At 73.9% G+C, this 23,572-nt stretch carries 18 protein-coding genes; 8 read left to right on the forward strand and 10 right to left on the reverse strand.

From position 1 onward, the window contains the following. Positions 1 to 60 precede the first annotated feature (60 nt). The 3 genes from ACFUK0_RS02410 to ACFUK0_RS02420 all read right to left on the reverse strand — a co-directional run bounded on the left by ACFUK0_RS02410 (position 61) and on the right by ACFUK0_RS02420 (position 4,937). Positions 61 to 2,370, reverse strand: a complete 2,310-nt coding sequence (locus ACFUK0_RS02410; RefSeq protein ID WP_380246134.1) for an ABC transporter ATP-binding protein — start codon at positions 2,368 to 2,370, stop codon at positions 61 to 63. Positions 2,371 to 2,554: 184 nt separating this feature from the next. Continuing rightward, positions 2,555 to 2,941 carry a DUF5132 domain-containing protein gene (locus tag ACFUK0_RS02415; protein WP_380246135.1) on the reverse strand — a complete coding sequence of 129 codons (387 nt, stop codon included), beginning with the start codon at positions 2,939 to 2,941 and terminating at the stop codon, positions 2,555 to 2,557. A 295-nt stretch (positions 2,942 to 3,236) separates the two neighbouring features. After that, positions 3,237 to 4,937, reverse strand: a complete 1,701-nt coding sequence (locus ACFUK0_RS02420; RefSeq protein WP_380246136.1) for a DUF885 domain-containing protein — start codon at positions 4,935 to 4,937, stop codon at positions 3,237 to 3,239. Between the two features lie 208 nt (positions 4,938 to 5,145). On the opposite strand from ACFUK0_RS02420, the gene ACFUK0_RS02425 reads away from it, so the two are divergent. Genes ACFUK0_RS02425 through ACFUK0_RS02445 form a run of 5 tightly spaced genes read left to right on the forward strand, consistent with a single transcriptional unit; the run spans position 5,146 to position 11,663 of the window. After that, the gene (locus ACFUK0_RS02425; protein ID WP_380246137.1) at positions 5,146 to 6,723 is read left to right on the forward strand and encodes an ABC transporter substrate-binding protein; all 1,578 of its coding nucleotides are present in this window, start codon (positions 5,146 to 5,148) and stop codon (positions 6,721 to 6,723) included. Positions 6,724 to 6,737: 14 nt separating this feature from the next. Next, positions 6,738 to 7,706 (forward strand): ABC transporter permease, encoded by a 969-nt coding sequence (locus tag ACFUK0_RS02430; protein ID WP_380246138.1) that lies wholly within the window; start codon positions 6,738 to 6,740, stop codon positions 7,704 to 7,706. A gap of 2 nt (positions 7,707 to 7,708) precedes the next feature. Continuing rightward, a complete protein-coding gene (locus ACFUK0_RS02435; protein ID WP_380246139.1) occupies positions 7,709 to 9,574 on the forward strand; it encodes a dipeptide/oligopeptide/nickel ABC transporter permease/ATP-binding protein in 1,866 nt (621 codons plus the stop codon). After that, positions 9,571 to 10,362, forward strand: a complete 792-nt coding sequence (locus tag ACFUK0_RS02440) for an ABC transporter ATP-binding protein (protein ID WP_380246140.1) — start codon at positions 9,571 to 9,573, stop codon at positions 10,360 to 10,362. Before ACFUK0_RS02435 ends, ACFUK0_RS02440 begins: the two co-directional genes overlap by 4 nt. After that, entirely contained in the window at positions 10,359 to 11,663 is a 1,305-nt protein-coding gene (locus ACFUK0_RS02445; RefSeq protein ID WP_380246141.1) for an NAD(P)/FAD-dependent oxidoreductase, read from the forward strand. Before ACFUK0_RS02440 ends, ACFUK0_RS02445 begins: the two co-directional genes overlap by 4 nt. Here the strand turns inward: ACFUK0_RS02445 and ACFUK0_RS02450 are convergent. Then, entirely contained in the window at positions 11,653 to 12,735 is a 1,083-nt protein-coding gene (locus ACFUK0_RS02450; protein WP_380246142.1) for an alpha/beta hydrolase, read from the reverse strand. The genes ACFUK0_RS02445 and ACFUK0_RS02450 overlap by 11 nt on opposite strands. 260 nt (positions 12,736 to 12,995) lie before the next feature. On the opposite strand from ACFUK0_RS02450, the gene ACFUK0_RS02455 reads away from it, so the two are divergent. Continuing rightward, positions 12,996 to 14,336 (forward strand): glutamine synthetase, encoded by a 1,341-nt coding sequence (locus ACFUK0_RS02455; protein WP_380246143.1) that lies wholly within the window; start codon positions 12,996 to 12,998, stop codon positions 14,334 to 14,336. Positions 14,337 to 14,396: 60 nt separating this feature from the next. On the opposite strand, the gene ACFUK0_RS02460 is transcribed toward ACFUK0_RS02455, so the two are convergent. From ACFUK0_RS02460 to ACFUK0_RS02475, 4 genes are all read right to left on the reverse strand, one after another. Continuing rightward, a complete protein-coding gene (locus ACFUK0_RS02460) occupies positions 14,397 to 14,969 on the reverse strand; it encodes a GNAT family N-acetyltransferase (protein WP_380246144.1) in 573 nt (190 codons plus the stop codon). After that, entirely contained in the window at positions 14,966 to 16,138 is a 1,173-nt protein-coding gene (locus ACFUK0_RS02465) for a type III PLP-dependent enzyme (RefSeq protein WP_380246180.1), read from the reverse strand. The genes ACFUK0_RS02460 and ACFUK0_RS02465 overlap by 4 nt, the downstream gene beginning before the upstream one ends. Before the next feature lie 314 nt (positions 16,139 to 16,452). Further along, positions 16,453 to 17,487, reverse strand: a complete 1,035-nt coding sequence (locus ACFUK0_RS02470) for a 3-oxoacyl-ACP synthase III family protein (RefSeq protein WP_380246145.1) — start codon at positions 17,485 to 17,487, stop codon at positions 16,453 to 16,455. 798 nt (positions 17,488 to 18,285) lie between these two features. Then, the gene (locus ACFUK0_RS02475) at positions 18,286 to 18,465 is read right to left on the reverse strand and encodes a hypothetical protein (protein WP_380246146.1); all 180 of its coding nucleotides are present in this window, start codon (positions 18,463 to 18,465) and stop codon (positions 18,286 to 18,288) included. Here ACFUK0_RS02475 and ACFUK0_RS02480 point away from each other — a divergent pair. Both ACFUK0_RS02480 and ACFUK0_RS02485 read left to right on the forward strand, forming a co-directional pair. After that, the gene (locus ACFUK0_RS02480; RefSeq protein ID WP_380246147.1) at positions 18,464 to 19,372 is read left to right on the forward strand and encodes a DUF4394 domain-containing protein; all 909 of its coding nucleotides are present in this window, start codon (positions 18,464 to 18,466) and stop codon (positions 19,370 to 19,372) included. The genes ACFUK0_RS02475 and ACFUK0_RS02480 overlap by 2 nt on opposite strands. Positions 19,373 to 19,971: 599 nt before the next feature. Further along, the gene (locus tag ACFUK0_RS02485) at positions 19,972 to 20,205 is read left to right on the forward strand and encodes a hypothetical protein (protein WP_380246148.1); all 234 of its coding nucleotides are present in this window, start codon (positions 19,972 to 19,974) and stop codon (positions 20,203 to 20,205) included. On the opposite strand, the gene ACFUK0_RS02490 is transcribed toward ACFUK0_RS02485, so the two are convergent. Together ACFUK0_RS02490 and ACFUK0_RS02495 are read right to left on the reverse strand one after the other, a co-directional pair. After that, the gene (locus ACFUK0_RS02490; RefSeq protein ID WP_380246149.1) at positions 20,157 to 23,087 is read right to left on the reverse strand and encodes a CHAT domain-containing protein; all 2,931 of its coding nucleotides are present in this window, start codon (positions 23,085 to 23,087) and stop codon (positions 20,157 to 20,159) included. The genes ACFUK0_RS02485 and ACFUK0_RS02490 overlap by 49 nt on opposite strands. A gap of 43 nt (positions 23,088 to 23,130) precedes the next feature. After that, entirely contained in the window at positions 23,131 to 23,532 is a 402-nt protein-coding gene (locus ACFUK0_RS02495; protein ID WP_380246150.1) for a hypothetical protein, read from the reverse strand. Positions 23,533 to 23,572 lie beyond the last annotated feature (40 nt).

Raw genomic sequence — 23,572 nt, forward strand, 5'->3', positions numbered from 1 at the left:
GCCGAACCACGCCGACCGCGGTGGTGTCACGCGGTCGGCGAGGTGGCGCGGGTACGGCGGTCAGGCGGCGAGTTCGCCGGCCTGGAGCTGCCAGAGGGACGCGTAGAGGCCGCGTCGGGCGACGAGTTCGTCGTGGGTGCCCTGTTCGGCGACGATGCCGCCCTTGTCCATGACGTAGATCCGGTCGGCGTGACGGACGGTGGAGAGCCGGTGGGCGATGATGACCATCGTCCGGTCGGCCGCGAAGCCGCGGAGCGTGCGTTGGATGGCGGCTTCGGTCTCGTTGTCCACGGCGGAGGTGGCCTCGTCCAGGATCACGACCGGCGCGTCCTTGAGGATCGCCCGTGCCAGGGCGATCCGCTGACGCTGACCGCCCGAGAGTGCGGCTCCGCGTTCGCCGATCAGTGTGCCGTAGCCGTCCGGCAGCGCCGCGATGAAGGTGTGCGCCTCGGCCATCGTGGCGGCCTCGGCCACCGCCTCGTCGGAGGCGCCGAAGCTGCCGTAGCGGATGTTGTCGGCGATGCTGCCGTCGAAGAGGAACGGGTCCTGGGCGACGAACCCGATGGCGTGGCGCAGGTCGCGGCGGGGCAGGTCGCGCACGTTCCGGCCGTCGAGCAGCACGCTGCCGGAGTCCGCGTCCTGGAACCGCATCAGCAGCTTGGCGACGGTGGTCTTGCCGGAGCCGGTGGCGCCGACGAGGGCGGTGGTCCGCCCGGCGGGGATGGTGAGCGAGAGGTCGTCGAGCGTCGACGGCCGGCCGGGGTAGGCGAAGGTCACCCCGTCGAGGACGATCTCGCCCTGGACCTTCTCCACGTCGAGCTGCCCGCCGGTGCCGTCGGTCTCGACGGGCAGGGCCCGCAGCCGCTGGACCCGGTCGTAGGCGGCGAGGGTGCGCTGGTACTGGTCGACGATGCCGCCGAGGCGGTTCATCCGGAACAGCACCATCTGGGGCAGTCCGATCAGCGGGCTGAACACCTCGAAGCGCAGCGTGCCGTTGAGCACCGAGCGGCCGCCGATCAGCAGGGTGCCGGCCATCGAGGCGGTGGTGCAGGCCCGGACGGTCTCGGCGTGGCGGATCGTGCTCCGGTCGGTCTGCCGGTTGCTCTCCCGGACCGCCTCGCTCAACCCGTCGATGCGCATCGCCTCGTAGTCCTCGGTGCAGAAGCCCTTGACGGTGGCACCGGCTTCCAGCGTGTTGACCAGTTGGCTGTGCAGCCTGGCCCGGTTCTCGCCGGCGACGGCGTAGTCGGCGGCGGCCTTGTCCTGGTGGCGGAGGGACAGCCAGGCGATGACCGGGATGGGCAGGAACGCGATCCAGGCGATCTGCGGGGCCAGCAGCAGGAACGCCGGCACCAGGAGGGCGATGCTGGTTCCCAGGTGCAGCACGTCGTTGGCCGAGTTGGTGAAGAAGGCGGCCAGCTGGCCGACGTCCTCGGTGAGCGCGCCGGCCACCCGGCTGGTGCGCTCGCCCTCCAGGTGCCGCAGTTCGAGGTGCTGCACGTGGGCGTACGTCCGGCTGCGCCAGTCGTGCTCGATGTCCTGGCCGAGTCCGCGCCAGTGGAGGTTCGACGCGTACGACAGGCCCGCCACGGCGGCGCAGGCGACCGCCACCAGTCCTGCCAGTCCCCACAGTTGGGCGGAGGCGGTGGTCAGTCCGAGGCTGACGAGCGGTGCGGCCCGGCCCTTGATGAGGACGAGTCCCGTCCAGCCGAGGAAGGTGCCGAGCGCCATCTCCGAGACCTGGCACGCGACCGAGAGCGCGGTGGCGCGGTAGAGCCGTTTGCGGTGCGGTCCGACGATCTCCAGCAGGGGATGCCGTCCGGCTCCGGTCCCGGCGAGGTCCCGGGTCGCGTCGGCCGATCTGCGCCAGGCCTCCCGGACGACGGCCCCGGTCGCCACCGCGACCCCGCCCAGTGCCACCAGTTGCCTGCTGATCGCCGACCCGCGGATCAGTGCGATGCCGGCCGCCACCCCGCCGCCCACGGCGAGGACGGGGCGCACGGCGAGGCCGCGCTCCGGACGTGCGGCCGGACGTGCGGCCGGTTCGGCGGCCGGGCGGCCCGGCGCCGTGCGGCTGGTCCTGGCCGGCCCCTGGGCCACCAGGACGACCGCCCGCCGCATGATCCGGCCGATGTCCGCCGTGGCCACCCGCGCGTCGTGCCGGACGAGGACGCCACCGGTGACCGGGTTGGCCCGGGCCTCGGTGATCCCGGGGACGCGGAGCAGGGCCGCGGCAAGGACTTCGGCCGCCCGGGGCCGGCCGAGGACCAGCTTGACGTCCCAGCGCTGGCGGCCCGGAATGACCGAGCGCGGGCTCGCGTCCAGATCCACGGAGCGGAATCCGGCTGCAGCACCCAGCAGAGATGGCATGTGTACGATCACCTGTTTTGCAGAGGCCATGGAAACCGTCGGACATATGACGGAAAACTGCGGCGGAACGGGAATGACGGAAAGCGGGTCGTGCGGCGGGCCTTCGGCAGGCCGCCGCCCGGGAACACTCCTCCAGGAGGACCGGAATGCGCCCGGGCGGCGTCCGGAACCGGCGGACGGACCGTCAGTGCGACCGACCGGCCGTGGTCCCGGCGGTCGCCCGGATCTTGGCGGACCTCGCCTCGCCCTCGGTGCGGCCGGCGGCCTCACCCTTCTCGCCGTTCGGGGTGCCCTTCTCGCCGTTCGAGGCGTCACGCCCGGCGGCGGCCCGCTGGCCGTCACCCGCATGGGATCCGGCGTCACCGGCGACGATCTGAGCCGCCATCACGTCGGCGGCCACCTCGGTGGCGAGATCGTGGATGTTCTCTCCGGCCTCTTGGGCCGCCTTCTTCACCTCGAGGACGAGGCCGACGGACGTCTTGACGACGCCGCGAACCAACGGCTTGATGAGGCGCTTGGCCAGTGGCGCAAGGACGAGGCCGATCAGGAAGGGCGGTACGACGGGCGGCATGATGCTCCATCCTCTCTACGCATACGTATGACAGGGAACCCGGCCACTGGGAAAGCCGGGAGCAGCTCACAGCCGGGCAGTCGGAAGCATTCCACCTGGAAATCCTGGATTCACCTAGCGAACCGGATTTCCGGCCGTCAGCATCCCCCCGCCCGATCCTTGGGAAACCGTACTCGAACCAAGACCTTCGGAGCCAAACGGCCCCTTGGACTTCACCCACACGAGTGCTCTTCGGTTTCCCGCTGTACGTGAACGTTCAGCATTCGTACCAACCGCTTGAATTACAGTCCTACTTTCAGAATTCCCCATCTGTTCCGAGCTCTCGCGCCACCCTCCGACGCAGGGCGGGAAACGGCAGCGCGCCGCCTCCCAGCACCGCCTCGTGGAAGGCCCTCACCGTGAACCCGGCTCCCAGGTCCGCCTCGGCACGCGCCCGCAACCGGACGAACTCCAGGTAGCCCGCACGGTAGGAGAGCGCCTGCCCGGGCAGGTCCGTCGAGTACCGCAGCAGGTCGGAGTCGATCTGGGCGTCCGCCTCGGTGGAGTTGGCGCGCATGAAGTCCCGGGCCTGCGCGAGGCTCATCGTCCCGAGGTTGAGCCCGGTGTCCACGACGAGCCGCTGTGCGGTGAACCGCTCCTGCGCGAGGCGCCCGTACGCGTCCCACGGGTCGTCGTAGAGCCCCATCTCCCAGCCGAGCCCCGCCGCGTACTCGGCCCAGCCCTCGCTGAACGCACCGAACTCGGCTGCCTCACGACGCAGTTGCGGGAGTGATCGGTCCTCCGCCTGCCGGGCGAGGTGGAAGTGGTGCCCCGGCGCCAGCTCGTGGTAGATCAGGGAGGCCGAGCCGATCAGCGACCGCTCCTCCAGGCCCGATCCGTTGTAGCGGTAGCGCCCGGCCGGACTCGCCGCAGTGGGCAGCTCGTAGTACCCGAAGGTCATCCCGGACTCCAGCGCCCGGTCCAGCCGGGCCAGTCCGTACGGCGCGGCCGGCACGGTGGCGAACCAGCGCGGCAGCAGCGGGGCCAGCCGGTCGAGATGGCCGCGGAACCGGGCCTCGACCTCCTCGGGCGTCCGGGCGTACAGCCGGGGCTCGGTCCTGAGCCGGTCGTGGAATTCGGCCTCGGAGCCCCGGAAGCCCAGGGCCGCGCGCACCTCCCGCATCCGCCCGGCCAGTTCGCCGCACTGGTCGCGGCCGAGCCCGTGGAGCAGCTCGGGCGCGACGTCGCCACCGGTGCCGGTCCGGACGAAGTCCCGGTACGCCTCCTCGCCGCCCTCGTAGCGCGCCCAGCCGACCTCCTGCGGCGCCTCCCCCCGGTAGGCCGGGTCGTCGACGACAGCCAGCAGCCGGTCGAAGGCCGGCGCCAACTCGGTCTCCGCCAGCCGCCGCACGCCGTCCCGGAGGCGGCCGCGCCCGGCCTGCCCCAACCCGCCGGTCCGGTCGTCGGCGACCGTCACCCGGCGCACCGCGGCGGACCGCAGACCCTCGACGGTGGCCCGCACCCCGGCCAGGGCCGGGGCGGGCACCCGGAAGCCGCGCGCGGCCTGTCCGACCACCTTGTCGCCGACGGAGCGGACCACCCGTGCCAGTTCGCGCACCAGCGTCAGGTACCGCTCGACGTCGGCCGGTTCGGCGAAGCCGAAGGGGCACAGGACCGCGTCGAGGTACAGCGACAGCGGGAACAGCCGGTACGGCGTGACGACGGGCGTCAGCCAGTACCACCGGCGGGCCCGGAGCTCCTGCTCGGCCAGCGCCGTGAGGACGGCCGCGGTGTCGGTGTCGGCGCCGGACATCCCCGCGCCGTCGAGCACCCGCACCCGGTCCAGCACCTCGGCGGCGAACCGTGCCCGCTCCTCGGCCTCGGCCAGCGACGCCCCCGGCAGCGTCTCGACCGGAAGCCCCTGACGGACTCGCAGCAGCGGGTCCCGCTCCAGCAGAAACGCCCAGTAGCGATCCGCCAGGTGACGGACTTCGTGGCCCGGTTCGTTCGTCCTCATGCCGACATCCTGGCCATGACGGACCACCGGGGCGGCCGGTCGGCGGCGCGCAGGGCCCGACACCGCTCGAAAGAGTGAATCAGGAACGCCACCCCCGTGCTCCCCCACCGCCCAGGGCAAGGCGACGGTCAATTCCATTCACTCGAACGATCCTTCGCCGCAGTCGAGTTGACTCGGCACGGGTGATGCCCGGTGGCACCATGACGGCATGCTCCGCCGCCCCCTGCCGGCCGCCCTGCCGGCCGCCGTGACCGCTGCGGCCCTCGCGCTGAGCGGCTGCGACGCCGCCCCGTCCTCGACGACCACGCCCGTGGTGGACCGCGGGACCGTCCGGATCGCGGCGGCGAGTGAGACGCCGAGCTTCGACCCGTACTCCGCGTTCGGCGCCGCCCAGGCCCGCTACGCCTACGACTCACTGGTCAACCTCGCCCCCGACGGCGCCGTGGTCAGCGGCCTGGCCTCGTCCTGGCAGGCCACGACCACCACGGCGGTCTTCACCCTCCGCCCGGGCGTCACCTGCTCGGACGGCACTCCCCTCACCGCCTCGGCGGTGGCCCGGGCGCTCAGCTACGCGGGCGACCCGGCCAACCAGCTCGCCGGCGCCCGGACCGTCCTCCCGAACGTCCCGTTCACCGCGACGGCCGACGACGCGGCGGGCACGGTGTCGGCGGCCACCGCTGCCCCCTTCCCGTTCCTCACCCGCACCCTCGGCCTGCTGCCGATCGTCTGCCCCGCCGGACTCGACCGGCCCCAGGCCCTGGACCGCTCGTCCCAGGGCACCGGCCCCTACGTCCTGACCCGCTACTCCCCCGGCGGACCGTACGAGTTCACCGTCCGCGACGGGTACGCCTGGGGCCCGGACGGTGCGACCACGGCGGCGCCCGGCCTGCCGGCCCGCATCGTCCTCTCGGTGGTGCCCCAGGCCTCCACCGCGGCGAACCTGCTGCTCACCGGCGGCGTCGAGATCGCGAACGTGAACGGGCCCGACCGCGCCCGGCTCACCGGCCACGGCCTGGCCACCACCGACGTGGCGACCGTGGTCGGGCTGACCTTCTTCAACCAGCGGCCCGGCCGGCCCCTGGCCGACCCGCAGGTGCGCCGGGCCCTGGTCGCCGCCCTCGACCGCCAGGGGCTCGCCAACGTCGCCGTCGGCGGCACCGGCCGGCCCGCCGCCGGCTTCGGCGCCGAGGGCTCGGTCTGCCACACCGCTCTCCCCGCCGACCCGCCCTCGCGGGACGCCGCCGAGGCGCTGCGCACCGCCGGCTGGACCCGTACCGGCGCCGGTCCGCTCACCAGGGACGGCCGGGCCCTGCGCCTGCGCCTGATCACCAGCCCCGACCTCGGCCCGACCCTGCCGTCCGTGGCCGAGCTGATGGCCCGGCAGTGGACGGCGCTCGGCGCGCAGGTCGACCTGGTCACCGAGGGCCTGCCCGCGCTCGTCAACGCCATGTACCGGAGCGGTGAGTTCGACGTGGTGGTCGGCACCTCGCCGGGCTTCGCCCTGCCGGTCGGCTTCGTCCCGTTCTTCTCCGGCCCGGCCCCCGCCGAGGGCCTCAACTTCGCGGGGGTGGCCAACCCCGAGTACGACGCGCTGGTCTCCCAGGCGCTCCAGGAGACCGACACGGCCGGGTGCGCCACCTGGAACCGGGCCGCGGCCGCCCTCCTCCGCTCGGCCGACGGCCTGCCGATCGCCGACGGGCTGAGCGGCGTGTACGGCCACCGCACCACCTTCGCCACGACCTTCGGCGGTCAGATCGTCCCCACCAGCATCCGCCTCCACCAGTGACCGGGGGATCCACCGTGCCCGTACCCCAGCTGCTGCGGCACCCCTGGACGGCGTTCCTCGGCCGCCGCACCGCCCGGCTGCTCCTCTCCCTCGGGGTCGTGCTCACCGCGTCGTTCGCGATGATCCGCCTCGTCCCCGGCGACCCGGTCCGGGCCGCGCTCGGTGTCGACGCCGCCCCCGACCTGGTGGCGGCCCGCAGACACGGCCTCGGGCTCGACACGCCCTTCCTGACCCAGTACCGGCACTACCTCGACGGGCTGCTGCACGGCGACCTCGGCACCTCGCTGGTCACCGGCACGCCGGTCGCGGAACTGGTCCGCACCCGGCTGCCGGCCACCCTGGAGATCGCCGGCCTCGCCTTCCTCGTCACGCTGGCGGTCGCCCTGCCCGGTGGCCTGCTGGCCGCCCTCCGCACCCGCGACGGACGGCACCCCCGCACCGAGCTGGCGTTCACGGCGGTCACCGCCGGCCTGGTCGGGGTGCCGGACTTCGTCCTCGCCACCGGCCTCACCGCGCTGCTGGCCGTCGGCCTCCAGTTGCTCCCGGTGGCCGGTGCGGCGGGCGCCGGGTCGTTCGTGCTGCCGGTCCTCGCGCTCTCCCTCGCGCCCACCGCCGTCCTGCTGCGCATCGTCCGGGTGGAGGCGCTGAAGGTCCTGGGCGAGGACTACCTGCGCACCGCCCGCGCGAAGCGGCTGTCCCCCGCCCGCCGCTGCCTGGTGCACGCCGGGCCGAACACGGCGACCGCCGCGCTCACCGTCGCCGGAAGCCTGCTGCCCGCCCTGATCGCCGGCACGGTGCTGGTCGAGAAGGTCTTCGCCTGGCCCGGCATCGGTTCGGCCATGGCGCAGTCCGTGGTCGCGCAGGACTACCCGGTCGTCCAGGCGATGGTGCTGGTGCTGGGGACGACCGTGCTGCTCGCGGGCCTCCTGGTCGACGTGCTGCTGGCCGTGCTGGACCCCCGTTCGACGATCCGGGAGATGTGACCGTGCCCCGTCCGCCCGCCCGCCGGCGCTCGCCCCTGGCCTGGGTCACGGCAACCATGCTGGCGTCGCTGATCGTGCTCGCGCTGGTCGGCCCGCTCGTCGGGGGCGCCGCGGCCGAGCTCCCGGACCTCGCCGCGGTACTCCAGGGGCCCTCCCCGGCCCACCCGTTCGGCACCGACAACCTCGGCCGGGACGTCCTCTCCCGGGTCCTGGCGGCCACCCGGGCCTCCCTGGTGCCGGCGCTGACCGCCGTCCTGCTCGGCGCGGGCGCGGGCGTCCTGCTCGGGGCGTCCACCGCCGTGGTCGGCCCGCGCGCCCGCCGGCTGCTCGCCGGGCTGATCAACCTCCTGCTCGCCTTCCCGGCGCTGCTGGTCGCGATGTTCCTCGCGGTCGTGTTCGGCGCGGGCGCCGCCGGGGCGGTGCTCGCCCTCGCCGTCGCGGGCGTCCCCGGATTCGCCCGGCTCGCCCAGACCCTCGCCGCCGGCGTGGCGGGCACCGACCACCTGGCCGCGGCGAGGGTCCTCGGCCTGCGCCGGCACCGCCTGCTGTGGCGGCACGTCCTGCCCAACATCGCCGAACCGCTGCTGCTGAGCACGACCACGGCGGCGGGCACCGCCCTCGTCGCGCTCTCCGGGCTGAGCTTCCTCGGCCTGGGGGTCCAGCCGCCCGGGTACGACTGGGGTCAGCTGCTCAACCAGGGGCTCGACCGCATCTACGCCGAGCCGTTGCCCGCCCTCGCCCCCGGCCTGGCCGTCCTCTACGCGGCCCTGACCTTCCAACTGCTCGGCGAAGTCCTCGCCGGTGGCGTCGCCCGGCGCGGCCCGGCGACGCGCACACCCGCGCCGCCGCCGCTCCCGTGCGGGCCCGCCGAGGACGGCCTGGTGCTCCAGGTCGAGGACCTCCACGTCGAACTCCCCACTCCGGACGGCGTGGTGCGGCCGGTGCGCGGGGTGAGCCTCGCCCTGCGGCCGGGCGAGATCGTCGCTCTCGTCGGCGAGTCGGGCTCGGGCAAGTCGCTCACCGCGCTCGCGATCGCCGATCTGCTCCCGGCGGACGCCCAGGTGTCGCGGCGCACCCTGCGACTGCTCGGCGCCGACTTCGGCGCCATGACACCGAAGGAGCGGGACCGCCATCTCGCCACCGGCCTCGCGATGGTCTTCCAGAACCCGGCCTCGGCGCTCAACCCGTCCCTGCGGGTGGCCACTCAGCTCACCGAGACCGTCCGGGCGCATCGCGGCGCGCGGCGCGCACAGGCCGCGTGGGAGGCCGCCGACGCCCTGCGCCGGGTCGGGCTCCCGCCGGCGCTGCTGAGCTCGCGCCCCCACCAGCTCTCCGGCGGCCAGCGCCAGCGGGTGATGATCGCGTCCGCGCTCATGGTGCGGCCCGGCCTGATCATCGCCGACGAGCCGACCACGGCGCTCGACGTCACCGTGCAGCGGCAGATCACCGGGCTGCTCTCCGGGATCCGGCGGGACACCTCCGCCGCGATCCTGTTCATCACCCACGACGTGGCTCTGGCCGGCGAGTTCTGCGACCGCGTGCTGGTGATGTACGCGGGCACCGTCGTCGAGACCCTGCCCGCCGACCGCCTCGCCGACGGCGCCCGGCACCCCTACACCCGGGCCCTGGTCGAATCGGTCCCGGATCTCGGCGCGGACCGCGACCGGCCGCTGCCGACGGTGGGGGGTGCACCTCCCGACCCGCTCGCGCCCCCGCCGGGGTGCCCGTTCGAGCCCCGCTGCCCGCACCGCCGGGCTCACTGCGCCGAGCAGGCCCCGCCGATGGAGGGCCTCGACGCCGGCCACCGGGTCGCGTGCTGGTACCCGGTGCCGGTCGCGGCGGGCCCGGCGACGGCGGTGGCGTCATGACCACCCTTCAGGTGGCCGGCCTCACCGTCCGCCACCCAGGCCGGCCCGGCTGCGGCGCCGCCGTGGACGGCGTCTCGCTGCAGATCCCGTCCGGCACCACGCTCGGACTCGTGGGCGAGTCCGGCTCCGGGAAGTCGAGCCTGGCCCGCGCGATCGTCGGCCTCACCCCCGTGCACGGCGGCCGGGTCCTGCTCGACGGCCAGGAGGTCCGCGTCCGCACCGTCCGGGACCGGCGCCGGCTCGGCCGCCAGGTCCAGGTCGTCCTCCAGGACCCGGACACCGCGCTGGACCCGCGGATGACGGTCCGCCGGACGCTCGTCGAAGCCGCCACCGTCTTCCACCGGCTCGACCGGGCCGCCCGCGCCGCGCGCGTCACCGAGCTGCTCGGCCTCGTCGGCCTGGACCCGCTGCTCGCCGACCGCCTGCCGGGGCGGCTGTCCGGCGGGCAGCGCCAACGGGTCGCCATCGCCCGCGCCCTGGCCGTCGGACCCGGCCTGCTGATCGCCGACGAGATCACCTCGGCGCTCGACGTCTCGGTGCAGGCCGCCGTCCTCAACACGATCCGCGAACTCCAGCGGCGGCTCGGCCTGTCCATGCTGTTCATCGGCCACAACCTGCCCGCGGTCTGCCACGTCTCCGACGCGGTGGCGGTCATGCGGCACGGCCGGATCGTCGAGACCGCCCCCACCGGCGCCCTCCTGCGCACGCCTCAGCACCCCTACACCCGGACTCTGCTGGCCGCCGTGCCGAGCCTGCGCACGCCCCCGGCCGACGGGAGGCCGTCGTGACCACCGGCCGGCCGGACGCGGTGGTGGTCGGCGCCGGGGTGATCGGCACCGCCATCGCCCTCGAACTCGCGCGCACCGGGCGGCAGGTGGTCGTCGTGGACAAGGCGGGCGCCGCGGGGCACGGCTCCACCAGCGCCTCCAGTGCGATCGTCCGGTTCAACTACTCCACCTTCGACGGTGTCGCCACGGCCTGGGAGGCGCAGCACCTGTGGACGTCCTGGCGCGAGCATCTGCGGCTCACCGGCAGCCGCCCGATCGCCGCCTTCCACCGCACCGGTGCCGTGCTGCTGGACAGCCCCGCCGCCGTACCGTCCGAGGTCGCCGCCCTGTTCGACCGCGCCGGTGTCCCGTACGAGCGGTGGGACGCTCCGACCCTGCGCGAGCGCGTCCCGGGGATCGACCCCGGCCGGTACTGGCCGCCGAGACCGGTGGACGACGACGCCTTCTTCGACAGCCCGGCCGGTGAGCTCGGCGCCCTGTTCACCCCGGACGCCGGGTTCGTCGACGACCCGCAGCTCGCCGCCCAGAACCTGGCGGACGCGGCGGGGCGGCTGGGCGCGCGCTTCCTGTTCCACCGCCGCGTGGTGGCGGTGGACCGGCAGGCCGGCCGGGTGACGGGCCTCCGCCTCGCGGACGGCGCACGGATCGCCGCACCGGTCGTGGTCAACGCCGCCGGTCCGTGGTCGGGCGGCCTCAACCGGCTGGCGGGGGTCGGGGGCGACTTCTCGGTCGGCGTGCGCCCGCTGCGCGAGGAGGTCCACCAGGTCGCCGCACCGGGCGGCCGCGCCGGCGCCCCCGGCCCGGTGGTCGCCGACCTCGACCTGGGCACCTACCTGCGGGGCACCGTCGGCGGCCACCTCCTCGTCGGCAGCACCGAGCCGGAGTGCGACCCGCCGGAGTGGGTCGACGATCCGGACGATGCCTCCCCCCGCCCGACCGCCCACCGCTTCCGGGCCCAGGTGACCCGGGCCGCGCGCCGCTTCCCGGCGATCGGCGTCCCGAACCGGCCGCTCGGGGTCGCGGGGGTGTACGACGTCGCCGACGACTGGACCCCGATCTACGACCGCACCGCCCTCGACGGCTACTACGTCGCCATGGGCACCAGCGGCAACCAGTTCAAGAACGCGCCGCTGGTGGGCCGCTTCCTCGCGGCCCTGATCGACCGGGTCGAGGCCGGCCACGACCACGACGGCGATCCGGTCCGCCACCGCTGCGAACACACCGGAAACGTGGTGGACCTGGGCGCCTTCTCCCGCCGGCGCCCGGTCCGGGCCGGCTCCGCACGGACGGTCATGGGCTGACCGCACGCAGTTCCCGCACCAGGTCCGCGACCACGCCGGCCACGAACCCGGGCGCCTCGTGCGGGAAGTCGTGCCCGGTCCCCTCCGGCGTGTGCACCAGCCGCGAGGTCGTCGACGCCGCCAGGTAGCGGACCCTGGTCCGGAGGTAGAAGCGGCTGATCCGCTCGGCCTCGGCCGGATCCCGGGCCCCGGCCAGCACGGCCTCACCGCCGATGAGATCCCGCGGTATCACCAGCACCAACGGCAGGTCACCGAGATCCCCGTCGTACACCACGGTCTCCCAGCCCACCGCGGCCAGCCCGGACGGCGACAGCTCGGCGAAGGCCGACGCGGCGGCGCAGCCCTGCCCGGCCCGCCCACCGGGGTCGCGGTGGGCGCCGAACAGCTGCCGCAGCGACATCAGCAGGAAGCCGCGACGCATCCCCGCGAGCTGCGGGCTGATCGGTGCGAAGGCGATCACCTCCAGGGGGGTCGGATCCAGCAGGACGAGCCCGGCCACCAGATCCGGCCGGCGCCTGGCCGCGTTCGCGACCAGCAACCCGCCGAAGGAGTGCCCGACGAAAACGAAGGGCCCCCGCTCCCCCGCTCCCTCCAACGCGGCCAGGAGTTCCTCCGCCTCGCCCGCCGTCGTCCTCGGGAACGGCCCGACGTCGCTCCACCCCGAACCGAACCGGTCGACCAGCACCGAACGGGTCCGGGCCGCCAGCATCGTGTGCAGCTCCCGTAACTCCGCACCGGGGGCGTGCCCGCCGGGCATCCAGACCACCGTCGGCCCGCCCCCGGCGTCGCCCTCGGCGAGGACGTGCATCTGGTGGCCGCCCACGTCGACCAGCCGGCCCGGCGGAGGGCTCTCCCGCCGCTCGCGGGCCACCAGCACCAGGTGCCGGACGGCTCCGACCGCCAGCAGCACACCGACAGCCATCAGCAGGCCACCGAGCGCCACCGCCCAGGCCACCCCCACCCCGACCAGCCCGCCGCCCACCGCCGTCACCAGCACCGCGACCGGCACCCCGAGCCAGTCCCGGCTGAGCGCTGCGAGCAGGGAGTTCGCCATCCGTCCGTCCCGTCGCATCGGACCTCCGCAACGGCATTCGAAAACCGGTCCCTGCCAGTGTCATCCGCGCGTCCCCCCGGCACAACGCCGGGCCGGGCCGCCGGTAGTCGTCCGAGGACGCACCGCACATGATCCGGCCGAATGCGGTTGCCACCGGTCACCCGGGCCCGCCGCGTCAGCTGTCCGGAAGGTGCGGGGCGGCTCCGGCCGTTCACGGACGGGTGAACTCCCCGCCCGCGGCTGGCCCGCCGGCCGCCCCGCACGCCAGCATGGCTGGCATGACCACCACGTACCCCCGAGCCGAGCGGGCCGCCCAGGCCCGCGAGGCCGGAGCCCAGCTCGCCGCCGCCGGAATCGACGGGGTGGTGTTCGGCTGGGTCGACAACGCCGGGCTCACCCGGGTGAAGTCCGTTCCGCTCGCCCAGCTCGAACACTCCGCCGAGTACGGTGTCGGCGCCGTACCGTACTTCGACGTCGCCCTGGTGGACGACTCCTTCACGAGTACGCCCTCGAACACCGGCCCGGTCGGCGACCTGCGGCTCGTCCCCGACCTCGACCGGCTCACCCCGCTCGCCGCCCAGCCCGGCTGGGCCTGGGCCCCGGCCGACCGCTACGCCCAGGACGGCACCCCGCACCCCGGCTGCCAGCGCCACTTCGCCCGCCGGGTCACCGAGGCCGTCGAGCGGCGCGGGCTCTCGGTGCGGGCCGGGATCGAGATCGAGTGGGTGGTGGCCGACGCCGCGGGCGCCCCCGCGACGGTCGCCCCCGCGTACGGCATGACCCGCTTCGTCGAGCACTCCGACTACCTGCGGGAGGTGCTGCGCGCCCTCACCGCCCAGGGGTTGGCCGTGCTCCAGCTCCACCCCGAGTACGCCGCAGGGCAGTTCGAGGTCTCGGTCGCCGCCGAGGGGCCGGTCGAGGCGGCCGACACCACGATGCTGGTGCGCCACACCGTCCGGGCCGTCTCCGCCCGGCACGGGCTGCGGGTCTCGTTCGCGCCGGTCTTCACCGAGGGCTCGGTCGGCAACGGCGGCCACCTGCACCTCAGCCTCTGGCGAGCGGGGCTGAACCTCGGGCACGGCGGCCCCGGCCGCCACGGGCTGCACCCCGAGGCCGAGCAGTTCCTCGCGGGCGTACTGGCCGAGCTGCCCGCCCTGCTCGCCCTCGGCGCGCCCGGCGTCGCCTCCTACCTGCGGCTGGTCCCCTCCCACTTCGCCGGGGCCTACCGCTGCTGGGGCCTGGAGAACCGTGAGGCGGCCCTGCGCCTGATCACCGGCTCCACCGCCGGGCAGGCCAACGCCGAGGTCAAGTGCTTCGACGCCACCGCCAACCCGTACCTGGCGATCGGCGGCGTGCTCGCCGCCGGACTCGCCGGCCTGGACGCCGGCCTGCCCCTCCCGCCCGAGACCACGAGCGACCCCGCCGCCCTCGACGCCGCCGAGCGCCTCCCGGCGAACCTGCCGGAGGCGGTCGACGCGTACGAGAAGTCCGACCCGCTGCGGCAGGCACTCGGCCCCGAGCTGTTCGAGACCGTGCTGGCCGTCCGGCGGGCGGAGGCGGAGCTGTTCGCGATGCACACGGACGCGGAGGTCATCGAGGCCGTCCGCTGGCGCTACTGACGGCCCGTCGGTTCCCGAGGGTGGGGAACGGCGGAGCGCGACGGGGCCTGGGCGTCCGCGTCAGCCCGTGACAGCCCCGAGCGAGGACCCGACGGCCGGTTGGGCACCCGGGAGCCCGAGTGGCTTCGCCATGTAGAGGGCCTCGGCGCCGTAGCTCGCGGGCAACCCGATCTCGGGCCGGGCGCGGAAGCCCGACCGGCTCCACAGCACGTGCGAGCCGCGGACGGCGACGAGGGAGACGGTCCGGTGGCCGGATTGCCGGGCGGTCCGCTCCAGCTCCCGCAGCATCCGGCCGGCCAGACCCTGGCCCCGCAGCCCCTCGGCGATGACCACGTCGTGGACGTGCATGTTGGTCGGCCGCGTGCTCCCGCCACCGGCGTCCCCGCTGCGGCCGGGGTCCTCGCTGCGGCTGAGGTCAGGGCAGCGGAACAGCGGGTACGGCAGGGCGAGCAGGTAGCCGCCCAGGCTGCCCGCCTGCGCCAGCACGAAGCAGGTCGAGGGCGAGGCTCGGTGCCGGGACCGCAGCGCCTCGCGGCCCTCGGACAGGCCGTCGGCGGCGTACGCGCGTTCCTCCAGCGCGACCAGCTCGTCCCAGTCCTCCTCCCGGAGCAGCCGGATCCGGGTCTCGCTCATGCGTCCCCTCCGGCCGGAGCCGGGCCGCCGACGCAGGTGTACGGCAGCGGCGCGAAGCCGTTGAACCCCCGGGTGGCGTAGGCGGCGGCGTACGCGCCGCAGGAGTGGACCCACACCGGGTCACCGGAGGCGATCGCGCGCGGGACGGGTACCAGGCCGTCCTCCTGGGCGTACGCGTCGTCGCTGTCACAGGTCGGACCGGCCACGACGGCGCTGACGAGTTGCCCGCCGGGGTGGGTCGGGAACTCCAGCCGGTACTGCAACTGGTCCATCTCGTACAGGCCGTTGAACTTTCCGCAGCTCAGGTAGAGCCAGTCCTCGCGGGTGCCGTCGAGCCGGTGGCGGGAGGAGAGCCGCGCCACGTGGGCGCGGATCGCGCCGTGGTCCGCGACCAGGTGGCGGCCGGGCTCCATCAGGAAGTCCAACGGACCGGCGTTGACGGCGCGCAACCGTTCCATGCCCTCCCGGATCACCACGAACATCTTGTCCAACGGCGGTTCCAGCAGCCGGCCGTGCCGGTCGAGGACGCCGAGCGCGGGCAGCCCGCCCCCGAGGTTGATCCGGTACGGGGTGATGCCGATCGGGTCGAGCGCCTCCAGGACGGCGGCCAGCGAGTCGACGGCCGCGACCCAGGCCTCGGTGGTCATCTGCTGGGAACCCACGTGCACCGACAGGCCGGAGGGCACCAGCCCGGCGGCCCGGGCGGCGCCGAGCACCCGCACGGCGTCCTCGGGCGAGCAGCCGAACTTGCGGCTCAGGCCCCACAGCGCCCCCTCGCCGGTGGTCGCGATCCGGCAGAACACCCTTGATCCGGGGGCGTGTTCGGCGATCGCGGCGATGTCCTGCGGACAGTCGGTGGCGAAGTCGCGGATGCCCAGCCGGTAGGCCTCGGCGATGTTGCGGTCCGACTTGACGGTGTTGCCGTAGTGGATCAGCTCGGGTGCCACGCCGGTGCGCAGCGCCTGGGCGATCTCCTGCGGGCCGGCCGCGTCGAAGCCGGAGCCGAGCGCGGCGAGGTGGCCGAGCACCTCGTCCACCGGACAGGCCTTGATCGCGAACCGGACGGCGACACCGGGCAGTTCGGTGCACAGCGCGGTGTACTGGCGGCCGATTCCGTCCAGGTCGTAGATGACGGCGTCCTCGGTGGCGGCACGGAGCGCGGCACGCAGGGCGGGGTGGTCGTGCCGGTCGGGGTGCTCGCGCTGGTCGGGGAGGTGTGCGGTGGATGCGTCCACGGTGGCCGGCCCGGTCGGAGCGCGGCTGCCGGCCCTGCCGTCGTCGACCGTCCAGCGCCGTTCGGCGCTCCGGCGCAGGTCGGTGATCTGAGGCCTCACGTGTGAACTCCCGGTCCGACTGGATGGTTGGCGCCAAGGGCTTGCCGGCACCTATGAGATGAAACGAGGGAGTCCAGGGGTCGGTGGTGTCTCCTGACCCGCGCTCCCTTCTCCCGCCGCACTCTTCCGGCTCCGCCCTGCGGGGCCGGTCAGGCGTGTCGCAGGCAGAGGGTTCCCCACTGGAATCCCGCACCGATCCCGGACAGTACGTAGGTGTCCCCCGGGCGCAGGGCGCCTTCGGCCACGGTGGCGTGAAGTGCGGTGAACAGGCCGGCCGATCCGGTGTTGCCCAGCCGGTCGACGGTGACGGGGACCCGCTGACGGGGAACGCCCAGGGCGGTCATGGTCTCGGTGAGGATGTTCAGGTTGGCCTGGTGCAGGAAGAAGTACCGGATGCCGTCGATCGGCACGCCGGCCCGGTGCGCGGCGTTGGTGATGCTCTCGGGCAGCCGGGTGGTGGCGGCGTTCCAGACGGCACGGCCGTCCATCCGCAGGTAGTGCTCCCCGGCGGCGACGGTGGCCGTGCTGGCGGGCAGCCGGGAGCCACCGGCGCGGATCTGGACGTCGTAGGACAGTTCGGAGCCCAGGTCGTAGGAGAGCAGGCCCGCCCCGGCGTTGTCGGAACGGGTGATGACCACGGCTGCCGCCGCGTCCCCGAAGAACACACCGGTGGTGCGGTCGGTGGGATCGGTGATCCTGGAGGCGCAGTCGGCCGCGATGAGCAGAACGGTGGTGATGGAGGGGTTCTGCAGGAGGTGGGCGGCGATGAGCATGGCCTGGACACCGGAGGCACAGGCCGCCTGGGTGACGTCCAGGGGCAGGGCTCGGTGGGCGCCGAGGGCGTCCTTGACGATCAACGCGGTTGAGGGGAGCGGCTGGTCCCAGGTGTAGGTGGCGACGATGACCGCGTCCAGCTGGGCAGGCGCGACACCGGCGGCGTCCAGGGCCGGACGGGCTGCGGCAACGCACATGTCGGAGGTCGCCAGGTGCGGGGCCAACCGTCGGCGTTCACGGATACCGGTGCGGCTGGTGATCCATTCGTCGCTGGTGTCCAGGGTGCGGGTGAGCTGCTGGTTGGTGACGACGGTCGGCGGCAGGTACACCCCCGTCCCGGCGACGGCGAACGGCACGGGCAGGCCGGCGCCGGTCTGGTGGTAGAGCGTCTGGTCCGCGGTGACGGTCATAGCGGGGTGCTCCCCCCGGACTCGATCGGTTCGCCGCGAGAGGCTCCCATCATCCCTTTCCTTTCCTTCTCAATGCCGGTCCGTACATGGCTCAGCACAGTCCGGTCTACCGGTATTCTTTTCCGTACATCGCATCACTCCACGGCATATCAGGAAAGGCGCACCCTGATCCGCGAGGGCGACAAAGTCACGCATCGTTTGACGTCACGTCGATCCGACACCTCGCCCGGGCAGGCACACAAGGCCCGGCAGGCCACGGTGCACCTCCCCGCCCGCACGCTTGCCCGCAGGCCTCCCCACGGCATGCGCAGATCCCACGGCAATCGGATTTCCGGAATTGATCCGTACGCGAAAAAGGATACACCGCCCCCGTTCCTGATTTTCCTCCGAGAAAAGGGTACGAAAGGGGAACGAGTGAACGATCCAAGGCTTTCCGGCGAGGTTCCGACAGCCGGGGTGCCAAGCCGGGACCTCTCGACGGTGGCGCGGGAGGTGGTGCGCCGTCGCCTGGCGGCCAAGCGGGCAGGCGACGCCCGAGAGCGCTCTGCGTCACGACCGGGCTCCCGGCGCCTCACCAGCGGGACCAGCGCGTCGATCTCGTGCACTACCTGGTCTTCGGGCCGGACCTTCTGACGCCGCAGCTGGTCGAGATGCCGGGACCCAGGAATGCCGGGGCGGCTCATGCGGTAGGCGGCGTAACGAGCGGGCCGCCGTGACTGTCGTCGCCATATCCACTGCTCCGGCCGGAGGCCCCAAGCCGTTGGCGCCCAGGCCCACGAAGCAGTGCCAGTCGCCTTGTCAGTCGCCACCGGCACCGGGCGTCCCGAGCAGTCTCCGGCGTCCTGGGCGGAGCGCGGTGTGCAGGGCCGTGCGGGTGAGGTGCCGGACGGCCTGCGGTGGAAGCTTCTTGAGGTGTGCGTTGCTGGGCGTTGCGGTCCGGACCTCGGTGCCGCAGTTCGCCCATCGAAGGAGTTCCATGCGCAAGCACCTGCCGACGGCTGCACTGGCCGCCCTGGTCGTCACCACGGCGATCGCCGTCGCCGCTCCCGCCCACAGCCTCACCACGCATCGCGCCACCACCCAGGCACCGGCCGACGTGAAGGAGCGGGACGGTCTTCGCGCGATCGGCCTGACCGACGACCAGCGGCTCGTCGACTTCCCTGTCGAGCACCCCGAATGGGCCCGCACCCTCGGGCAGGTCTCGGGCCTGACGGGGGACCAGCGGATCGTCGGCATCGACTACCGGGTCCAGAACGGCATGCTCTACGGCGTCGGCGACCAGGGTGGTGTCTACACCCTCGACGACAGCAGCGCCTGCGCCACCAAGGTCTCCCAGCTGACCGTCGCCCTGACGGGCACCTACTTCGGCGTGGACTTCAACCCGGCGGCCAACCGGCTGCGGATCGTCTCCGACACCGGCCAGAACCTGCGCCACAACATCGACGACCCGGCGGGCGCCCCCGCCGCCGGCACCACCGCCGTCGACGGCACCCTCACCAACCCCGCCGTACCGCCCGCCACCACCGGCACCACCGCACTCGGCATCACCGGCGTCGCCTACACGAACAACGACCTCGACCCGGCCACCGCCACCACCCTCTTCGACGTGGACACCACCCTGAACCGCGTCGCCCTGCAGTCCCCGGCGAACACCGGCACCCTCGCACCCACCGGCGGCCTCGGCGTGGACGCCGACCCCGACGCGGGCTTCGACATCTACTACTCCCCCACCCGCGCCACCAACCAGGGCTACGCGGCCCTCGGCGTCGGCGGCGCCCGCTCCCTGTACCGGGTCGACGTGCTGACGGGGAAGGCCGTCGCGATCGGCGCCTTCGCCACCGCCACCGCCGTCGTCGATCTCGCGCTGCCGCTCGCCCAGGACTGACCCCCAGCACAGAAACCGGGGCCCAGCCCCGCACACGGCGGCCTGTGACCGCCGCAGCCTGACCCATGTCGGGCAGGAGCCGCCCATCCTCCACGATGCTGCGAACGGCTCCCGCCCAGCGCACGGCGCCGCCTGAGAACACCGCCGCGCGCACCCCTCCTTCGCATCCGACGGCGCATCGGCCTGGTCCGTTCCCCCGTCCGGCCCAACCGGAGGGCGACGCGGCCAAGGCACCCGCCGACACCGGCCGCGAGCCGGACCTTCATTCGAGGAAGGCCGCCCTTCTCCGCGCGCAACACTCAGGTGCGCCCTCCCTGAACGGCCACGCCGACGCCGGTGAGGCCCACTCCCTGCCCGATCCCGCCCCCCTGTCACGCAGACCGGACCATATGGTCGGCCCGGCCGAAGAGCGAACGATCACCGGTGAGCGCCAGGATGCGTGCCGCCACGCTGCATGAGGGACTTCGTCTTCGGCTCCGCCTGCCTGCCTGCCTGCCTGGCGGTACCTGCTCCCACCGCTGATCGGGTTCTCCCTGGCCACGCCGGCCCTGGCATCGGTGGTCAACGCTGTGGGCGGCGCGTTCGGCTTCGGAGGGATCATGAAGATCTGGGCGCAGGAGTCCTTCCCGAGCCTGCTTCGGGCGACCGCCCAGAGCGCAGTCATCACCGTCGCCCGCCACCTCGCCGTCGCGTTGGCCCTGGCCACCCCGGCGCTGCTGCGGCTCGACCCGGCCCTGCCAGATGAGTTCGCGATGGTGATCGGACCGGTGGAGGGGGTGCGTTCTCAGGTGCCGTGGAAGCTCAGGCCGGCCCAGTCCACGGGGTGGAGGTAGGGGCGCGCGTCCGGGTCGCGCAGCCGCATGCCGCGCACCAGCGCGTGCAGGGCCTCGTCCTCGGCAGGTCCGCCGGGGGCGGGCGCGAGGTCCCGGATCTTCTCCCGGTTGGTGGTGTCCCGCAGCCAGCGCTGGGCGTTGCGCAGCGCAACGGCGGGTTCCTGCCGGCCGGTCCGCCAGAGCTGGTAGAACCTGGCCGTCAGGAGGCTGACCGCTTCGCTGCGCACCGCCCACTGGCTGGCCACCACGCCGGCCACACCGGCCTGGATGAGTCCGGTGGGCAGGGAGATCACCTCGTCGGGCAATGCGGTACCGGGTCGGTCGGTGTCGCAGGCCGACAGCACGCTCAGGCGGACTCCGGCTCCGCTGTCGGGGTGGAGGAGTCGCAGGTCCAGTATCCGGCGCAGGGTCAGTTCCTGGTCCCCGGCCAGGACCAGCGCGCTGTCCAGCGGGCTGTCGGTTCGGGCCCGGCCGTGGCAGATGAAGTGGTGAACCTGCGCCCGGACCAGGGCCGTCGTGACCGTCCCGAGCCCGGCTGCCTCCCCGGGCAGGACGTCCTGCTGCGGGAACCACCGGGCGGCCCAGGCTGCTTCGGCGGCCGCGTACCCGATCGGGGGCAAGGAGGTCGGCGCGGGGTCGGCGACGACCAAGGTGCGGGTCACGGTGGTGCGTTCCGCGATCTCGCGGGTGACGCCGAGAGCCCGGGCGTTGGGGACGTAGCGCACGGTCCGCTCGTCCAGCAGGTAGTGCCGCCCGCCCGGCACTCCGGGCTCGGGCCGCCAGGCGGCGTGCAGGGGGAGCATGGCGAGCGCCCCGGACGGCACCAGGACGATGTCGGCGCAGTCGCCTGCCAGGGACAGCACGGGGTCGGCGACGGCCGTCCAGGCCCAACGGGTGACGGCGTCCAGGGTGCCCTTCAGGGCGCCGGGCCGTCCCGTCTGGTGCTCGCGCAGCGCGGTGACGCGTTGCCTGACCGCGGCGGCCGTCACTGCGGGGAGTTCGCGGGCGGCCACCCGGCCGGACCGGTCGGTCGCCAGCGCCACTCCCCCGAGTTCGGCCGCGGCGAGGTAGACGACCACGCTGCCGTGGGGCACCGTGCGGGTGATGTCGGCGAACTCGGCGCCCGGCAGGAAGGAGCGGAAGCCGTCGAGAGAGCGGATCCGCTCGACCAGTTCGTCGACCGCGGCCCGGTGCGACCGAAGTGCGCCCGGTGCGGCGCCCCCTCGCATGGCCTCGTCCAGTGCTGCGACTGCGGCCCGGTAGTCGTCGGCCGTGCGGGCGTGCCCGCTGTCGGCGAGTCGGTCGAGGCTGGAACGGTCCGTCTCCAAGGCCTCCGAGAGCAGCAGGCTCCGTCCGGCCTCCAGCGTGGTGATCGCCTCCACCGGGCGGCCCGCCCGGAACAGGGCGTGGGCGGCCTCCGTCGGAAGCCCCTGGGACTCGGCCAGCCACGCCTCCTTGGCGCCCCGCTGGAGCTGGAACCGGAACAACTGCCCGGCGGCTTCGAGGCCGCCCGCGTAGGCTTCGCAGGCCTCTTCCCAACAGCCCCGCCGCGCGGCCCAGTTACCCCACCGCCGGGCGGCCGGGAGGGCCCATTCCAGCGCGTTCTCCAGGCCGGCCCGGACGGCTTCCCGGTAGACGTCCGCGACTTCCGCCGTGGTGTCGGAGGATTTGTCGCCGGTAGCGGCCAGGTCTTGCAGGGTGACGGCCAGGTTGTAGGCCCGGGACGCCCGTTCGGGGGCGTGGCGCATCGTCCGGGCGAGTGCGTGCCGGTACTGGGTGGCGGCCTGTCGGCCGAGTTCGGGGTCCCCGGTCGTCCTCCAGGCCGCAGCCAGGGCATTGCCCGCGTTGTTGTGCGAGGAGGCGCGCCGCCAGTCGTTCTCCTCGCGCACCTCGAGTGTCTTCAGCTGCAGATCGACCGCTCGGAGCAGATCCGCCGGGTCGCCGTACCCCTGGTAACGGGTCAGGAGGACGTTGCCCAGGTTGGTCAGGCTGATCGGGTCGGCCCGGTAGTCGTCGTCGCCGACTTCCACCGTCAGCAACCGGACCGCTTCGTCGAGCACGGTCGCGTTCCGCGTCCGCAGGTACTGGCGGCGCAACAGGCCGGCGAGCGTTCCGTGGAACGCGTTGCCCGTCCTCGGAGCCATGGTGTAGTCACGGCTCAGGGCTGCCCTGCGCAGCAGTTCGATGGCGCGTTCGAGATCGTCCAGGTTTCCGTGGGCGTCGTACCGTGTGGTCAGTTCGGAAGCCAGGACGTACTGGAACCGGTGGCCGAGCGGGGTGTCGCCGGCCCTGGCCACCGCCCACTCGGCGTGTTCCATGGCCTCCGACAGCTTCTTCGGGTCACCGTCGGTGTGGAAGCCGATCCCGAGGATCGACGCGAGACCGCAGCGGCACAGCGCGGCCAGTCTGGGGTCGGCTCCGGCGCAAGCCACGCTCTGCCGGGCGTGGACCAGCGCATCGGCCAGCAGCTCGGGCTGGTTGGCCCGCTGGTACTGGTTGACGAGCGTGTTGGCCAGGCCGTACTCCAGCCATGCCCGTTCCGGGCCGGTGTCCCGGGCCGACCGGAGTCCGTCGGCGAGGAGTTCGTGCGCTCGGGCCAGTTCGTCGTCGTTCGACTCCGCAACTCCGCACCAGTTGTGCGCCAACGCGGCCCGGAGGAGCACCAGCAGTCTGAACTCGGGCGGGGCGGCCGAGAAGCGGGAGTGCAGCACGATCCGGTCGAGTGCGGCGGCGAGGCGGCGCCGGGCGTCCCGGTCGCCGTCGACGTAGTCGGCGAGGGCGCGGCCGGCTGCCGCGAGGCTCCGGCGGAAGAGCAGCGGCGGGTGCGGGAGGGGCAGCCATCCCAGCCACTCCTCGGCAGCCTCCGCCCGTCGGGCGTTCACCCTCGCCTCCCCGGCCCCGGGCCCGGCAGCTCGTCGGGCCGGGTCACCGGAGCCGGACGAGCGGCCCGTGGCCGTCCGGGCACCCCTCGGGGACCGGCTCCCCGGCCTCGAAGACCGGGTACGTGTAGTCGCAGGTCGTGCATCCGTGGACGAACTCGGTCGACGGGTCGCCGTGACCCGCGAGCGGTGCGAACCCCGAGCCGGGCTCGGCCCCCCGATAGGTGTCGTGCTCGCCCGCCAGGCGGCGCCCCAGTTCCTCCCGGACCGCCGTCTCCGGCGTGAGGACCGCGAGGAGGTCGTCGCCCACCCGTTCGCCCGCCGCCGAACGCAGGAGAAGTGCCTCCGCCGTGTCGGCCCAGGAACCCCCGCCGGCCGCCCACAGGTCGGGGCGCTCCACGCGCACGGCGCGGACGGCCGACACGATGTCCTCGTCCCTGATCCCCATCCCAGCCCCTCCGCCGTCGTCGCCCACGCCGACGAGCCGG

It is taken from the genome of Kitasatospora sp. NPDC057223 (genome assembly GCF_042669755.1).
GTDB lineage: Bacteria > Actinomycetota > Actinomycetes > Streptomycetales > Streptomycetaceae > Kitasatospora.

Excerpts from the sequence above, each read along its gene's own strand:
- ACFUK0_RS02450 (WP_380246142.1), bottom strand. The coding sequence starts at position 12,735 with ATGCGACGGGACGGACGGATGGCGAACTCCCTGCTCGCAGCGCTCAGC.
- ACFUK0_RS02455 (WP_380246143.1), top strand. The coding sequence starts at position 12,996 with ATGACCACCACGTACCCCCGAGCCGAGCGGGCCGCCCAGGCCCGCGAG.
- ACFUK0_RS02460 (WP_380246144.1), bottom strand. The coding sequence starts at position 14,969 with ATGAGCGAGACCCGGATCCGGCTGCTCCGGGAGGAGGACTGGGACGAG.
- ACFUK0_RS02495 (WP_380246150.1), bottom strand. The coding sequence starts at position 23,532 with ATGGGGATCAGGGACGAGGACATCGTGTCGGCCGTCCGCGCCGTGCGC.
- ACFUK0_RS02425 (WP_380246137.1), top strand. The coding sequence starts at position 5,146 with ATGCTCCGCCGCCCCCTGCCGGCCGCCCTGCCGGCCGCCGTGACCGCT.
- ACFUK0_RS02480 (WP_380246147.1), top strand. The coding sequence starts at position 18,464 with ATGCGCAAGCACCTGCCGACGGCTGCACTGGCCGCCCTGGTCGTCACC.
- ACFUK0_RS02485 (WP_380246148.1), top strand. The coding sequence starts at position 19,972 with ATGAAGATCTGGGCGCAGGAGTCCTTCCCGAGCCTGCTTCGGGCGACC.
- ACFUK0_RS02470 (WP_380246145.1), bottom strand. The coding sequence starts at position 17,487 with ATGACCGTCACCGCGGACCAGACGCTCTACCACCAGACCGGCGCCGGC.
- ACFUK0_RS02440 (WP_380246140.1), top strand. The coding sequence starts at position 9,571 with ATGACCACCCTTCAGGTGGCCGGCCTCACCGTCCGCCACCCAGGCCGG.
- ACFUK0_RS02415 (WP_380246135.1), bottom strand. The coding sequence starts at position 2,941 with ATGCCGCCCGTCGTACCGCCCTTCCTGATCGGCCTCGTCCTTGCGCCA.
- ACFUK0_RS02410 (WP_380246134.1), bottom strand. The coding sequence starts at position 2,370 with ATGCCATCTCTGCTGGGTGCTGCAGCCGGATTCCGCTCCGTGGATCTG.
- ACFUK0_RS02475 (WP_380246146.1), bottom strand. The coding sequence starts at position 18,465 with ATGGAACTCCTTCGATGGGCGAACTGCGGCACCGAGGTCCGGACCGCA.
- ACFUK0_RS02420 (WP_380246136.1), bottom strand. The coding sequence starts at position 4,937 with ATGAGGACGAACGAACCGGGCCACGAAGTCCGTCACCTGGCGGATCGC.